11 protein-coding genes are annotated in these 14,525 nt (G+C 69.9%); 9 read left to right on the top strand and 2 right to left on the bottom strand.

The genetic code is table 11. The features are described from left to right. Positions 1 to 294: 294 nt before the first annotated feature. A complete protein-coding gene (gene acs, locus HPY32_RS15300; protein WP_067580467.1) occupies positions 295 to 2,256 on the bottom strand; it encodes an acetate--CoA ligase in 1,962 nt (653 codons plus the stop codon). A gap of 381 nt (positions 2,257 to 2,637) precedes the next feature. Here acs and HPY32_RS15295 point away from each other — a divergent pair, with 381 nt between their 5' ends. From HPY32_RS15295 to HPY32_RS15275, 5 genes are all read left to right on the top strand, one after another. Then, complete coding sequence (locus HPY32_RS15295) at positions 2,638 to 4,230, top strand: peptide ABC transporter substrate-binding protein (RefSeq protein ID WP_067580468.1); 1,593 nt, start codon at positions 2,638 to 2,640, stop codon at positions 4,228 to 4,230. A gap of 50 nt (positions 4,231 to 4,280) precedes the next feature. Then, complete coding sequence (locus tag HPY32_RS15290; RefSeq protein WP_067580470.1) at positions 4,281 to 5,207, top strand: ABC transporter permease; 927 nt, start codon at positions 4,281 to 4,283, stop codon at positions 5,205 to 5,207. Further along, positions 5,200 to 6,165 carry an ABC transporter permease gene (locus HPY32_RS15285; protein WP_067580471.1) on the top strand — a complete coding sequence of 322 codons (966 nt, stop codon included), beginning with the start codon at positions 5,200 to 5,202 and terminating at the stop codon, positions 6,163 to 6,165. Before HPY32_RS15290 ends, HPY32_RS15285 begins: the two co-directional genes overlap by 8 nt. Before the next feature lie 5 nt (positions 6,166 to 6,170). Further along, positions 6,171 to 7,862, top strand: coding sequence for a dipeptide ABC transporter ATP-binding protein (locus HPY32_RS15280; RefSeq protein ID WP_067580473.1), 1,692 nt, complete (start codon positions 6,171 to 6,173; stop codon positions 7,860 to 7,862). A 65-nt stretch (positions 7,863 to 7,927) separates the two neighbouring features. Next, a complete protein-coding gene (locus tag HPY32_RS15275; RefSeq protein ID WP_067585041.1) occupies positions 7,928 to 8,746 on the top strand; it encodes a Fic family protein in 819 nt (272 codons plus the stop codon). A gap of 629 nt (positions 8,747 to 9,375) precedes the next feature. Here HPY32_RS15275 and HPY32_RS15270 read toward each other — a convergent pair. Beyond that, complete coding sequence (locus HPY32_RS15270) at positions 9,376 to 10,209, bottom strand: HAD family hydrolase (protein WP_156674307.1); 834 nt, start codon at positions 10,207 to 10,209, stop codon at positions 9,376 to 9,378. 383 nt (positions 10,210 to 10,592) lie between these two features. On the opposite strand from HPY32_RS15270, the gene ssd reads away from it, so the two are divergent. The 4 genes from ssd (at position 10,593) to HPY32_RS15250 (ending at position 14,524) form a co-directional block, all read left to right on the top strand. Beyond that, positions 10,593 to 11,681: a septum site-determining protein Ssd gene (gene ssd / locus HPY32_RS15265; RefSeq protein WP_067580475.1), complete on the top strand. Its 1,089-nt coding sequence runs from the start codon at positions 10,593 to 10,595 to the stop codon at positions 11,679 to 11,681. Beyond that, positions 11,678 to 12,865 carry a TadA family conjugal transfer-associated ATPase gene (locus HPY32_RS15260; RefSeq protein ID WP_067580477.1) on the top strand — a complete coding sequence of 396 codons (1,188 nt, stop codon included), beginning with the start codon at positions 11,678 to 11,680 and terminating at the stop codon, positions 12,863 to 12,865. Before ssd ends, HPY32_RS15260 begins: the two co-directional genes overlap by 4 nt. Before the next feature lie 262 nt (positions 12,866 to 13,127). Continuing rightward, complete coding sequence (locus tag HPY32_RS15255) at positions 13,128 to 13,928, top strand: type II secretion system F family protein (protein ID WP_067580479.1); 801 nt, start codon at positions 13,128 to 13,130, stop codon at positions 13,926 to 13,928. Beyond that, entirely contained in the window at positions 13,925 to 14,524 is a 600-nt protein-coding gene (locus HPY32_RS15250; RefSeq protein ID WP_082870775.1) for a type II secretion system F family protein, read from the top strand. Before HPY32_RS15255 ends, HPY32_RS15250 begins: the two co-directional genes overlap by 4 nt. Position 14,525: the final 1 nt, after the last annotated feature.

Below are 14,525 nucleotides of genomic sequence, written 5' to 3'. Positions count from 1 at the left end.
GCCCCACCGCCCGATGAGCGCCGACTTCATGTGGTGAGTGCAGTCCTCCTGCGATGGCCGCCGTCTCATGCGATAGCTGCCGTCTTCGTGTAGTAAGCGCTGGTTTCGTGTGGTGAGCGCTGGCCTCATGTGATGAGCGCTGGCCTCATGTGATGAGCGCTGGTTTCGTGTGGTGAGCGCTGGCCTCATGTGATGAGCGCCATTCTCCTGCGATGAGTGCTGCCGTCATGTGCGGCCAGACTTTTCCCGTCGTTCCGGCCCCCTGGGGCCGGAACGACGGGATCCGACTCGCCCCTACCAGTTGGCCTTCCTAGCCCGAATGGCCTCGAACACATTCGGGTCCACCAGTGTCGACGTATCTCCGAGCTCTCGCCCCTCGGCCACGTCACGCAGCAAGCGGCGCATGATCTTTCCGGAGCGGGTCTTGGGTAGTTCGGGGACGATGTGGATTTCCCGGGGGCGGGCGATCGGGCTGATCTCGCGAGAGACCTCCGCCTTCAGCTGGTCGACCAGGTCCTGGCCGGGGGTGGTGGCCTCGCCGGTGAGGATGACGAAGGCCACAATGCCCTGGCCGGTGGTGGCGTCGCTGGCGCCGACGACCGCGGCCTCGGCCACGCTGTGGTGCCCGACCAGCGCCGATTCCACCTCGGCGGTGGAGATGCGGTGGCCGGAGACGTTCATGACGTCGTCCACCCGGCCCAGCACCCACAGGTCCCCGTCGGCGTCGAGCTTGGCGCCGTCGCCGGCGAAGTACCAGCCCTGGGCGCCGAAGCGCTCCCAGTAGGTGGCCCGGTACCGGTCCATGTCACCCCAGATGCCGCGCAGCATCGACGGCCACGGCCGATCGAGCACCAGGTAGCCGTTGGCCTCGGTGGCCCCCAGTTGCACCGGCTTGCCCTCCTCGTCCACGACCTGCGCGCTGATGCCGGGCAGCGGCGCCATGGCGGCGCCGGGCTTGGCGGCGGTCACGCCGGGCAGCGGCGAGATCATGATCGCGCCGGTCTCGGTCTGCCACCAGGTGTCCACGATCGGGGTCCGGCTCGCGCCGATGACCTCGCGGTACCAGCGCCACGCCTCCGGATTGATCGGCTCGCCCACCGAACCCAGCACCCGAATGCTGGACAGATCGTGCGCGTCGGGAATCTCGCGGCCCCACTTCATGAACGTGCGGATCAGCGTCGGCGCGGTGTAATAGATTGTGACACCGTACTTTTCGATGATCTCGAAGTGCCGGTGCTCGTCCGGGTAATTGGGCGTGCCCTCGTAGACCACCTGCGTGGCCCGATTGGCCAGCGGCCCGTACACGATGTAGCTGTGCCCGGTCACCCAGCCGATATCGGCGGTGCACCAGTACACGTCCTGGCCCGGCTTGTGGTCGAACACGTTGTGATGGGTGTACGCCGCCTGGGTCAGGTAACCGCTGGAGGTGTGCAGAATGCCCTTCGGCTTCCCGGTGGTGCCCGAGGTGTAGAGGATGTACAGCGGATGCTCGGCGTCGAACGGCTGCGCCTCGTGCTCCGGGGAGGCCAGCGCGACGGTCTCGTGCCACCACAGGTCGCGGCCCTCGGTCCACGGCACCTCGAGGTCGGTGCGGCGCACCACCAGCACGTGCTCGACGCTGGACGGGGTGCCGCCGTGCGCGTACAGCGCCTCGTCCACGGCCTCCTTCAACGGGGCCGCCTTACCGCGCCGCCACTGGCCGTCGGTGGTGATCACCAGCCGGGCCTCGGCGTCGTCGACGCGCTGGCGCAGCGCGCTCGGGGAGAACCCGGCGAACACCACCGAGTGCGTCAGGCCCAGCCGCGCGCACGCCAGCATCGAGACGATGGCCTCGGGCACCATCGGCATGTAGATGGCCACGCGGTCGCCGGCCTCGAGCCCCAGCTCGGTGAGGTAATTGGCGGCCCGCGACACCTCGGCCAACAACTGGTTGTAGGTGATGTCGCGGGAGTCGCCCGGCTCGCCCTCCCAGTGGATGGCCACGGTCTCGCCGAAGCCGTCCCGCACATGGCGGTCCACGCAGTTGTACGCGACATTGAGTTTGCCGTCGACGAACCAGCGCGCGACGGGGGCGTCGTCCCAGTCGAGCACGCGGGTCCAGCGCTCGTGCCAGTGCAGCCGGTCGGCCTGGCGCGCCCAGAACGCCTCCCGGTCGGCGGTGGCTTGGTCGTAGAGAGACGCATCGGCGTTGGCCGCGGCGGCGAACTCCGCGGTCGGCGGATATACGTCCCGGTGATCAGCGGTGGTTTCGGTCATCTCGTCTCTTCTTTCGCATGCCTGAGCCGCGGGGTGAGCACGGCCACGTCGACAGTATCGAACTGTGATCTGCGCCGCGTCGTGGTCCGCCGCGATGTCCAGTACCGAACCCTGACAGACCGGGTATGACCGAACGATGAACACGGATGCCTAGCTGATCGTGCAATATGTCACATCTGCTGCCGGTCGTGGGTCGATCATGTTGCCGTATTGCTAACAGCGGCGACAAACCACGAGCGATCAGCTGACAACGACGTGCCGGATCACTACTGTCCGTTTCACCCAAGGCGGATCGTCGTCGCGTGCACGGGTGAACCTCTGCGTGCGCCGAGGTACCCGCTTTTCCTGGAACTTGGAGTAACTGCGTTGAGATTCAAGACGATGACCGCGTTGACCGCGGCAGCACTGTTGGCCACGAGCCTCGCTTTGACAGGCTGCTCCACGGGCGGCGGCAATGATGCCAATATCGTCACCGTGAACGGGGGTGAGCCCCAGAATCCGCTGGTGCCCACCAATACCAATGAGAACATGGGCGGTCGCGTCGTCGACCGGTTGTTCGCCGGGCTGAAGTACTACGACGTCGACGGCAAGGCGTACAACGAGGTCGCCCAGTCGATCGACACCACCGATCGGCAGCACTACAAGATCACGATCAAGCCCGACTGGAAGTTCTCCGACGGCACCCCCGTCACCGCCAAGTCGTTCGTCGACGCCTGGAACTACGGTGCCCTCGGCACCAACGCGCAGTTGCAGAACTGGGCGTTCGCCAATATCGCCGGCTACGACGAGGTCTCCGCGAAAACGCCCACGGCCCAGACCATGTCGGGGCTGAAGGTCATCGACGACCACACCTTCACCGTCGACCTGAAGCAGCCGTCCATCGACTTCGAAATGGAACTGGGCTTCGCCCCGTTCTATCCGCTGCCCGAATCCGCCTACAAGGACATGAAGGCGTTCGGCGCGGACCCGATCGGCAACGGCCCGTACAAGTTCGCCAGTCCCGATGCGTGGCAACACAATGTGAAGATCGACCTGGTGCCCAACCCGGACTACCACGGCGGCCGCCCGGCCAAGAACAAGGGCCTGCGGTTCGTGATGTACCAGTCCTACGACACCGCCTACGCCGATCTGCAGGCGGGCAACCTCGACGCGCTGGACATCATCCCCGACACCGCCATGTCCAGCTACAAGAAGGACCTGGGCGACCGCGCGATCAGCAAGCCGATCGCCTACAACCAGCACATCGGCATCCAGTCCACCGTGCCGCACTTCGGCGGCCAGGAGGGCGTGCTGCGCCGCAAGGCCATCTCGATGGCGATCAACCGGCCGCAGATCGCGGAGAACATCTTCCACGGCGCCCGGGTTCCGGCCCAGGACTTCACCGCGGCCACCCTGCCGGGCTTCAAGGCGGACCTGCCCGGCGCCGACGTGTTGAAGTTCAACCCCGACCAGGCCAAGAAGCTGTGGGCGCAGGCCGACGCCATCTCGCCGTGGTCGGGCACCTACCAGATCGCCTACAACTCCGACGGCGGTCACCAGGCGTGGATCGAGGCGGTCGCCAACAGCGTCAAGAACGTGCTCGGCATCGACGCGGTCGGCACCCCCTACCCGACGTTCAAGAACATCCGCGACGAGATCAACGCCAAGACCATCGGCAAGGCGTTCCGCTACGGCTGGCAGGGTGACTACCCGTCCATCTTCGAGTTCCTCACCTCGCTGTATCTGACCGGCTCGGCGACCAACGACACCGCCTACAGCAACCCGGAGTTCGACCGGCTGCTCGCGCAGGCGCAGGCCGCGCCGACCCCGGACCAGTCCTACGCCATCGTGCAGCAGGCGCAGGAGACGCTGTTCAAGGACATGCCCGACATCCCGGTCTTCGACTACAACGTCGCCGCGGGCGTCTCGGACAAGGTCAAGAACGCCAAGGTCAACTGGTCCGGTCTGTTCGACTTCGAGAACATCGAGAAGTAGCCGCCCGGGCCGCGCCGGAAGGCGCGGCCCCCTAGCTCATGGAGTGAAACATGGCTTGGTATGTCGTGCGGCGCCTGCTCCAGATGATCCCCGTCTTCCTCGGGGCGACGCTGCTCATCTACGGAATGGTGTTCCTGCTCCCCGGTGACCCGATCCGCGCCCTGGCCGGTGACCGGCCGATGACACCGGCGGTCGAGGCCGCCCTGCGCGCCCGCTATCACCTGGATCAGCCGTTCATCATCCAATACCTGGAATACCTCAAGGGCATCGTCACCCTGAATTTCGGCACCGCGTTCTCCGGCAGGCCGGTGAGCGAGGAACTGGCCCGGGCGTTCCCGATCACCTTCCGCCTGGCGATCATGGCGGTGGCCGTCGAGGGCATCTTCGGCGTGGTGTTCGGCCTCATCGCCGGGCTGCGCAAGGGCAGGCTGTTCGATTCCACGATGCTGGTGCTCAGCCTGATCATCATCGCGGTGCCGATCTTCGTGGTCGGTTTCCTCGCCCAGTTCCTGCTGGGCGTGAAGTGGGGCATCGCCCCGGTGACCGTGACCGGTCAGGCCACCTGGGGTCAGCTGCTCGTCCCGGCCTTCGTGCTGGGCTCGCTGTCGTTCGCGTACGTGCTGCGGCTGACGCGAAACTCGGTGGCGGAGAACATGACCGCGGATTACGTCCGGACCGCCTCCGCCAAGGGCCTGAGCCGGCGGCGGGTGATCGTGGTGCACATCCTGCGCAATTCGATGATCCCGGTCGTCACCTTCCTCGGCACGGACCTCGGCGCGCTCATGGGCGGCGCGGTCGTGACCGAGGGTATTTTCAACATTCCCGGTGTCGGTGGAACGCTCTACCAGGCGATCGTCCGCGGCGAGCCGCCCACCGTGGTGGCGTTCGTGACGGTGCTGATCGTGATCTTCCTGATCTCCAACCTGATCGTCGACCTGCTGTACGCCGCACTCGATCCGAGGATCCGCTATGCCTGACCAAGACACCGACGTGCGGGCGGCCGACAGCAGGCCCGGACAGGAGCACTTCGTGGCCCCGCCGGACGAGGTGGAGGTGCTCGCCACCGACAAGCTGGACGAGACCACCGCCCCGACCAGCGTCTGGCGCGACGCCTGGCGGCAGCTGCGGCGCAACCCGATCTTCGTGGTGGCCGCGCTGCTGATCGCGTTCGTGCTGGTGGTGGTGATCTGGCCGGACCTGTTCACCAGCCAGGATCCGCGCTACTGCAACGGCGATTTCAGCATGAATCCGCCGTCGGGCGGGCATCTGTTCGGCTTCGACAAGCAGGGCTGCGACATCTTCGCCCGCACCGTCTACGGCGCGCGGGCCTCGGTGACCACCGGCCTGCTGTCCACGCTGATGTTCGTGGTCCTCGGCGGCGTGCTGGGCGCGGTGTCGGGCTACTACGGCGGCCTGCTGGATTCGATCGTGTCGCGCATCGCGGAGATCTTCTACGCGCTGCCGCTGATGCTGGCCGCGATCGTGATCATGCAGCTGCTGGCGTCGCGCACCGTGTTCACCGTGGTGCTGATCCTGGCCTCGTTCACCTGGCCGCAGGCCGCCCGCATCGCCCGCGGTGCGGTGATCCAGGCCAAGAACAGCGAATACGTCACGGCGGCAAAGGCGTTGGGCGTTTCCCGATTCCGGACGCTGGTGCGGCACGTGCTGCCGAACGCGGCCGGGCCGCTCATCGTGATCACCACGATCTGGCTGGGCGTGTTCATCGTCACCGAGGCGACGCTGTCCTACCTCGGTGTCGGCCTGTCCCGCACGATCGTGTCCTGGGGTTCCGATATCGCCGCGGACCAGAAGGAGATTCGCACCTCGGCGATCCTATTCTATCCGGCGACGGCGTTGGCGCTCACCGTGCTCAGCTTCATCATGCTGGGCGACGCGGTGCGCGACGCGCTGGATCCCAAGGCGCGCAAGAGGTGACGGCGATGGATCAACCACTGCTCGAGGTCCGCGACCTCAATGTGTCCTTCACCTCGGAGGGCCGCCTGATCCCCGCGGTCCGCGGGGTCGACCTGTCGGTCTATCCCGGGCAGACCGTGGCGATCGTGGGCGAGTCCGGCTCCGGCAAGTCGACCACCGCGCACGCGGTCATCGACCTGCTCCCCGGCACCGGCAAGGTGACCTCCGGCTCGATCATGTTCGACGGCAAGGATCTGGCCACGGCGTCCAAGCGCGATGTCGTCGCCGTGCGCGGCCGCGGCATCGGCTTCGTCCCGCAGGACCCGATGTCGAACCTGAATCCGGTGTGGAAGATCGGCTTCCAGATCCGGGAGACGTTGGAGGCCAACGGGATCGCCAAGGGCAAGGCCGCCCGGCAGCGTGCCATCGAACTGCTCGACGAGGCGGGCATGTCCGATTCGGCGCGCCGGGTCAACCAGTATCCGCACGAGTTCTCCGGCGGCATGCGCCAGCGCGCGCTGATCGCGATCGGGCTCTCGTGCCGGCCGAAGCTGCTGATCGCCGACGAGCCGACCTCCGCGCTCGACGTCACCGTACAGCGGCAGATTCTCGACCACCTCGACGTGCTCACCGGCGAACTGGGCACGGCGGTGCTGCTGATCACCCACGACCTCGGGCTCGCCGCCGAGCGGGCCGAGCACCTGGTGGTGATGTATCGCGGCCGGGTCGTGGAATCCGGTCCGGCGCTACAGATTCTGCGCGATCCGCAGCACGAGTACACCCGCAAGCTGGTCAATTCGGCCCCGTCGCTGGCCTCTCAGCGGCTGTCGTCGGTGCGCAAGCGCGCCGAGGTGCGCGAGCAGGCCGTGCAGGTGGCCGAGCAGCTGGCCGAGGTCGATGCCGAATTCACCGCCGCCACCGACGATGTCGTGGTCGCGTCGAACCTGACCAAGGTGTTCAAGATCCGCGGCAACACGCCGTGGAAGTCGTCGAATCTGGTGGCGGTCGACGATGTGTCGTTCCGGCTGCGGCGCGGTACCACCACCGCCATCGTCGGTGAATCCGGCTCCGGCAAGTCGACGGTCGCGCAGATGGTGCTGGGCCTGCTCGAGCCGACCTCCGGCTCGGTCACCTTCGACAACCGCGAGGTGGCGAAGCTGGACAGCAAGGCGGCGTTGGCATTTCGCCGCCGGGTGCAGCCGGTGTTCCAGGATCCCTACGGCTCGCTGGACCCGATGTACTCCATCTACCGCACCATCGAGGAACCGCTGCGCACCCATCGCATCGGGTCACCGAAGGAGCGCGAGGCCACGGTCCGCGATCTGCTCGACAAGGTGTCGCTGCCGGCCACGGTGATGCGGCGCTATCCGAACGAGCTGTCCGGCGGTCAGCGCCAGCGCGTGGCGATCGCGCGCGCCCTGGCGCTGTCGCCGGAGGTGGTGGTGTGCGACGAGGCGGTCTCCGCGCTCGACGTGCTGGTGCAGGCCCAGATCCTGAACCTGCTCAACGAGTTGCAGGCCGAGCTGGGCCTGTCGTACCTGTTCATCACCCACGACCTGGCGGTGGTCCGGCAGATCGCCGACGACGTCGTGGTGATGCAGAGCGGCAAGATCGTGGAGCAGGCCACGACCACCGAGGTCTTCGACTCTCCCCAATCGGAGTACACCCGGAGGCTGCTCGACGCCATCCCGGGCCGGGAACTGCTCACCAAGGCGTGAGCCGCCGCGCCGCCTCGTGACCCCCGAGGCGGCGCCGGCGTGTCCGGTCTCGCTAGCGTGTGGGCGTGACCGACGTGCTCCAACCCCTTGTCGACCTGCCCGGTGTGCGCGATGCGGCCGACCGGGCCCGCGACGCCCTCGCCGAGGTGCACAGGCATCGGGCGAACCGCCGAGGCTGGCCGACCACGGCCGCCGAGGCGGCGGTGCGGGCGGCCCGCTCGTCGGCGGCCATCGACGGCGGCAGCACCGATCTCTCCGCAGTGTTCGATGCGGCGTCCGCGGGTCCCTCCGTGGTTACGCAAGCTGCCGCCTCCGGGCCCGTCGCTCCCGCCGGTGGCCGAGTGGCCGATCCGATCCTGGCGGGCGCGCTGCGGGTCGGCCAGGCTCTGGACGGCGACGCGCTGCGCACGCTGACCGGGGTGTGGCAGCGCGCGCCGCTGCAAGCGCTGGCCCGGCTGCATCTGCTGGCCGCCGCCGACCTGGTGGCCGACGAGCAACAGTTGGGTCGCCCGCGCACCGCCCCCGGCGTGGCCGAGCGGCTCGACCTGCTGACCCAGACGGTGCTCACCTCCGCCGCGCCCGCCCCGGTACTCGCCGCCGTCGTGCACGGAGAACTGTTGGCGCTGCGCCCTTTCGGCACCGCCGACGGCATAGTGGCACGCGCGGCCTCGCGCCTCGTCGCGGTGTCGAGCGGCCTGGACCCCCACTCCCTGGGCGTCCCGGAGGTCTTCTGGCTGCGACGACGACAGGCCTACCAGGACGCCGCCGCCGCATTCGGCGCGGGCACACCGGAGGGCGTAGGCGGCTGGGTGATGCTGTGCTGCGGAGCCCTGGAAGACGGCGCCCGCGAGGCCCACTCCATCGCCGACTCGGCTGCGGGGTAAGCGTTTTCGCATCAAATTCGGGCCATGATCCCAGGGCGCTCGGTCCCCACCGTCATCACTGTGCTCGGTCCACCGTCATCCCGGCGCTCGGTCCACCGTCATCACTGTGCTCGGTCCACCGTCATCCCGGCGCTCGGTCCACCGTCATCCCGGCGTGCTCGGTTCCATCATGATCCCGGCGCGCTTTTGGCCGGGATCCCTTTTCACACATTAAAAACGGGCGGCGTTGTCGTTTCCGACCTCACCGCCCGCTAGCACGGACCACCCGGTTACCAAGCGTGCTTGTCGGGTTGTGTTCTGCGGCCTCGGCGATCCTCCGGATCCCGCTGGTTCATCCCCGCAACTTGTGCGAGGCGCTCGCCGACGAGCCTCCGGTCTTCGCAGGCCCACAACGCTGCTGCCCTGTCGCGGCGCGCTCCGCGTGGGTGCCTGGCGTCCGTGCCGGGAAGGGTGGGATGGGGAATCGAAACTTCTCTTCCGCTCCGATCCTGGCCTTCCGTCCTTCCGTGGCTCCATTGTTACTCTGTGAGCCTGCTCACAGCAAGACCTGGGGAAACATTGCAATTATCGGCGTGTCGCGCGGTGTTTCGTGATGCCATCGATAGGTTGTGCGTCTCGCGCCCTCGCGCTCAGCGCCGCCGGCGTAGCAGGCGGTAACTCACCGCCCCCGCCACCACCGCGCTCAGCCCCACCACCGCCGTCGCGGCCACCGTGGTCGAGGACGGGGCCTGGATGCGCGCCCACAGCGAGACCGGGTCGGAGAAGGTCAGGATCGGCCAATTCCGCTGCACCGCTTCGCGACGCAGGGCGCGATCGGGATTCACGGCCGTCGGGTGCCCGACCGCGCCGAGCATCGGCAGATCGGTGATCGAATCGGAATACGCGTAGCAGCGCGGCAGATCGTAGCCGTACTCGGCGGCCAGCTTCTCCATCGCGGTGACCTTGCCCTCGCCGTAGCAGTAGAACTCGACTTCGCCTGTGTACCTGCCTTTTTCGACGACCATGCGGGTCGCGGCGGTGTGCGTGGCGCCGAGCGCGGCCGCGATCGGTCCGACGATCTCCTCGCCGGAGGCCGAGACGATGATCACGTCGTGGCCCCGGATCCGATGGTCGGCAATCAGATCCGCGGCCTCGGCGTAGATCAGCGGATCCACCAGGTCGTGCAGGGTGTCGGCGACGATGGCCTGCACCTGGTTCACATCCCACCCGGCGCACATCTTGGTCAGATGCTCACGCATCCGCTCCATCTGATCATGGTCGGCGCCGGACAGCAGGAACAGGAAGTGCGCATAGCTGCTCTCCAGCACCGCGCGGCGGTTGATCAGGCCCTGCTCGTAGAACGGCTTGCTGAACACGAAGGCGCTCGACTTGGCGATCACCGTCTTGTCCAGGTCGAAGAAGGCGGCCACCCGCCCACGCCGGTCCGCCACTGTCGCATCGCCTTCGGCCGTCACGCGGTCCAGGATAGGGAGCTTTGCGCGGGATGCGGTGATCAGGTCGGTAAGCGGATTCGCGGAGTCATCGCTGCCCCGGTTTGCCGCCGCGATGCGGATGCCCGAAGCGGAAAACTTCCTCGGTTGGTGGACTTGCGTTTCCGCCGGGGCCTGGGTGTAGTATTGCTGACACCTGGACATGGTCCAGGCGCGTTCAGCCCGACCCCCCGGGGCTGAACCCCGACGGCCCCAGCCTCCTCCCCCCCCGGCTGGGGCCGTCCTCTATTTCCGGGACGTGCGCCCCGATCGTCGTGTGTAACCGGTCGTCTCGTCTTCGCCCACACCCCCGCAGTTATCCACAATCGGTGCTCGGGCTCTGGTGCCGCCGCATCGCTCGAGCGAGTCTGACCTGCATGAATTCCGTTGCAGCGCGCCAGACTCCGGCCCTGGTCCTGGTCTCCGACCACCGGCTGCGCGACGAGGTCCACCGCATCGCCGCCGCGGCCGACCGACACCTCGACGAGCCGCCCACCCCCATCGGCCGCCACCACTGGGTCGACGCCCCCGTCATCGTGGTCGACCTCACCGCCGCCCGCGACTGCGCGGCCGCCGGATATCCCCGCCGCGCCGACACCGTCCTCGTCACCGGCGAGGAACCGGGCCTGCCCGAATGGCAGGCGGCCGCCGCGCTCGGCACCGAACGGGTCGTCGCGCTCCCGGCCGCCGCCGAACGACTCATCGCGGCCTTCGCCGACCCCGCCCGGCACGGACCCGGAAACGGACTCGTGCTCGCCGTCGTCGGCGCGAGCGGCGGGGCGGGCGCGTCCACCCTCGCCGCGGCCGTCGCACTCACCGCCGCCAGCACCGACTTCCGCCCCGACACCCTGCTCGTCGACGGCGACCCACTCGGCGGTGGCCTGGACCTGCTGCTGGGCATAGAATCCGCGACCGGGCCGCGCTGGCCCGACCTCGTCATCGAGGACGGGCGGGTCGCGGCCGCGGCGCTGCACGCCGCGCTCCCGTCCGCGGCCCCGAGGCTCGCGGTGCTCGCCTGCGGCCGGGCGACGGCCGGTGCGCCACCCGCCGAGATCGGCGCCGGTGCCGTCCGCGCCGTGCTCGAGGCGGGCCGTTCCGCGGGCGACCTGGTGGTCTGCGACGTGTCCGGCGCGCGCGGCCCGCACGCCGACCACATGCTCGACACCGCCGACCTGGTCGTGCTGACCTTGCCCGCGCAGCTGCGCTCGGTCGCCGCGGCCCGTGCCGTCCTCGCGAACATCCGGCGGCGAAATCGCAACCGGGGCTTGATCGTTCGCGGCCCCGCGCCCGGCGGCCTGCGCGGCCCCGACATCGCCGAGGCGCTCGGCGTTCCGCTGCTGGCCGCCGTCCGCGGCGAACCCGGCCTGGCCGGCCGGCTCGAACGCGGCGGCCTCACCGTGCCGCGCGGGCCGCTGCGCACCGCCGCCGAAGCCGTGCTCACCGCGCTGTCCGAGGGCATCCGATGACCACCCTGGTCACGGCCGACCTGCTCGACCGCGTGCGCGAGCGCCTCGCCACGGGCGCCGCCGACCCGGATCCGGCACGCGTGGCCGCCGCCATTCGCGCCGAGGCGGGCGGCGTCCTCGGCGACAACGAACTGCTCCGGGCGCTGCGCCTGCTGCAGACCGAACTCACCGGCGTCGGCGTGCTCGAACCGTTGCTGCACGACCCCGAGGTGGCCGACGTGCTGGTCACCGGCCCGGACGCGGTCTGGGTGGACCGCGGCCACGGCCTGCGGCGGACCTCGATCAGCTTCCCCGACGAGGCCGCCGTACGCCGCCTGGCACAGCGCCTGGCCCTGGCCGCGGGCCGCCGCCTCGACGACGCCCAGCCGTGGGTGGACGGGCGTCTGCCGGATCTCGAAGGGGCGCCGGGGGATTCGTTCGGCGTGCGGCTGCACGCCGTGCTCGCGCCCATCGCGCACGGCGGCACCTGTCTGTCCCTGCGGGTGCTGCGCCCGGCCGCCCAGGGGCTCGACGCGCTGGCCGCGTCGGGATCGGTCCCGGCCGCCGCGCAGCGCCTGCTGGAGCGCATCGTCGCCGCGCGCCTGGCCTTCCTCGTGGTGGGCGGCACCGGCGCGGGCAAGACCACGCTGCTGTCCGCCCTGCTCGCGAAGGTCGATGCGGCCGAACGCATCGTCTGCGTCGAGGACGCGGCCGAACTCGCCCCGCCGCACCCGCACGTGGTGCGCCTGGTCGCCCGCACGCCGAACGTCGAGGGCGCCGGCGCGGTCACCGTCCGCGACCTGGTGCGCCAGGCCCTGCGCATGCGCCCCGACCGCATCGTGATCGGCGAGGTTCGCGGCGCCGAGGTCGTCGACCTGCTCACCGCCCTCAACACCGGCCACGACGGCGGCGCCGGCACCGTCCACGCCAACTCCCCGCGCGAGGTCCCCGCCCGCCTGGAAGCCCTTGCGGCCCTGGGCGGAATGAGCCGCACCGCGTTGCACAGCCAGCTGGCCGCCGCCGTCCAAGTGGTCCTGCACGTCCACCGGCACGCCGACGGCACCCGCCTCCTCCGCGAAATCGGCCTGGTCACCCGCGACGACACCGCCCGGGTCCACATTCAGCCCGCCTGGCGCGCCGACGACACCCCCACCCCCGCGGCCGCCGCTCTCGAACACCTCCTCACGGAACGAGCCAACCCATGACCCGGAAGACGGTCCCAAGCGCATTCGGATCGGCGCTTTCCGGCCCTCCAGCGCGCGATCTGCGATGTTTTCGGGCACCTGTGCGGTTACGGGGCGGCAGGGCGGGCACCGCGACGCAACGGCGCAGATCCGGGCCGCGCGGCGTCACGGTGGTAATTGCCGAGACGGACGCCCAGATGACAAGAGCACGAAAACTGTTGTCACCCCTGGTAACCGGCGGCCGGCTCGAGGGGGTCGTAGGGGTTTCTGCGGGAGTGGCCGCATGAGTGCTGGTGTCGCTTGCCTGGCGCTTGCGCTACTCGTGCTGCCGCCGTCGGCCGCCCGGCGGCGGCGCGCGGTGCTGTTCGGCGGCCCCGCGCCGCACCGGCTCCCGCCACATCTGCTGCCGTGGCTCGCCGTCGCGGCCGCGCTGGTCGCGTCGGCGGCCATCGGGCCGGGCGCCCTGATCGCGGCCGCGTCGGCAGCCGCCACACTCGGCGTGCGCCGCCGCAGAGCCACCCGGGACCGCCGCCGCGACAACGGCATTCGCGCCCTGCTGGACGGGCTCGAGGTGGTAATCGGCGAACTGCGCGTCGGCGCCCACCCCAGCGCCGCGGCGGCAGCGGCGGGTGCCGAACTCGACGGCGCGGCGGCGCGGGCATTCACCATCGGCTCCGCCCGCAGCCGCCTCGGCGGCTCGGCGGCCGAGGGCCTGCGGGCGCCGGGAACCCCGATCGCCGCCGAACTGTCCCGCATCGCCGACGCCTGGCAGGTCGCCGAGCGGCACGGGCTGGCGCTCGCCGAGCTGCTCGCCGCCGCCCGCGCGGACCTGCTCGCCCGCAAGCGATTCCGCGACCGCACCGCCGCCGCCCTCGCCGGTCCGCGCGCCACCGGCGCGGTCCTGGCGGCCCTCCCGCTGCTGGGCATCGCCCTGGGGCAAGCCCTGGGCGCACAACCACTCCGGGTCCTGTTCGACCCCGGCCTCGGCACGCTGCTGCTCCCGCTGGGCACCGCCCTGGCCTGCGCGGGCCTGCTCTGGACCGACGCGATCACCCGGGGAAACCGAGACGAGGAGACGGGATGAACGGCCCACCGATGGCCTTGCTGCTCTTGGCAATCGCACTCACGATCGTCCCGCCCGGCGTGACACCGCTCAGGCGGTTGGTGGCAGTGCCGGGTGGACATGGAAAGCGAACTACATTGTCCCGCAAGGGAATACGACAGGATGCCCTGGCGACGGCCTCGACCCTGGATCTGTTGGCGGCCTGCCTGCGGGCCGGTCTACCGGCGGCAACGGCGGCCCGCGCCGTCGCCGCCGTCGGCCCCGGCGCACTCGGGGCGGGGCTGCGCCGGGCGGCCGACCTGCTCGCACTCGGTGCGGACCCGGATGCGGCCTGGCAGCACGTCGCGCCCGACGCCGCGGCACCCGAACTGCACGCGCTCGTCCGGCTGGTGCGCCGATCGGCCCGCTCGGGAGCATCGCTGGCCGAGGCGGTGAGCGAACTGGCCGAGCAGTGCCGCCATGCGGTCGAGGACGCCGCCGTGGCCCGGGCCGAGCGGGCGGGCGTGCTGATCGCAGGCCCGCTCGGCCTCTGCTTCCTGCCCGCCTTCGTCTGCCTGGGCATCGTGCCGGTCGTGGTGGGCCTGGCCGGCCGGGTGCTCGGCGGTGGGCTGCTGTGAC

The organism is Nocardia terpenica (genome assembly GCF_013186535.1).
GTDB lineage: Bacteria > Actinomycetota > Actinomycetes > Mycobacteriales > Mycobacteriaceae > Nocardia > Nocardia terpenica.
The sequence above is the reverse complement of the archived record's forward strand: the minus strand, read 5'-3'. Positions and strand labels throughout refer to the sequence as shown.

What these genes read in the sequence shown, in the direction of transcription:
- acs (WP_067580467.1), bottom strand. Translation starts at nt 2,256, where the DNA reads ATGACCGAAACCACCGCTGATCACCGGGACGTATATCCGCCGACCGCG.
- HPY32_RS15295 (WP_067580468.1), top strand. Translation starts at nt 2,638, where the DNA reads ATGACCGCGTTGACCGCGGCAGCACTGTTGGCCACGAGCCTCGCTTTG.
- HPY32_RS15290 (WP_067580470.1), top strand. Translation starts at nt 4,281, where the DNA reads ATGGCTTGGTATGTCGTGCGGCGCCTGCTCCAGATGATCCCCGTCTTC.
- HPY32_RS15285 (WP_067580471.1), top strand. Translation starts at nt 5,200, where the DNA reads ATGCCTGACCAAGACACCGACGTGCGGGCGGCCGACAGCAGGCCCGGA.
- HPY32_RS15280 (WP_067580473.1), top strand. Translation starts at nt 6,171, where the DNA reads ATGGATCAACCACTGCTCGAGGTCCGCGACCTCAATGTGTCCTTCACC.
- ssd (WP_067580475.1), top strand. Translation starts at nt 10,593, where the DNA reads ATGAATTCCGTTGCAGCGCGCCAGACTCCGGCCCTGGTCCTGGTCTCC.
- HPY32_RS15260 (WP_067580477.1), top strand. Translation starts at nt 11,678, where the DNA reads ATGACCACCCTGGTCACGGCCGACCTGCTCGACCGCGTGCGCGAGCGC.
- HPY32_RS15255 (WP_067580479.1), top strand. Translation starts at nt 13,128, where the DNA reads ATGAGTGCTGGTGTCGCTTGCCTGGCGCTTGCGCTACTCGTGCTGCCG.
- HPY32_RS15250 (WP_082870775.1), top strand. Translation starts at nt 13,925, where the DNA reads ATGAACGGCCCACCGATGGCCTTGCTGCTCTTGGCAATCGCACTCACG.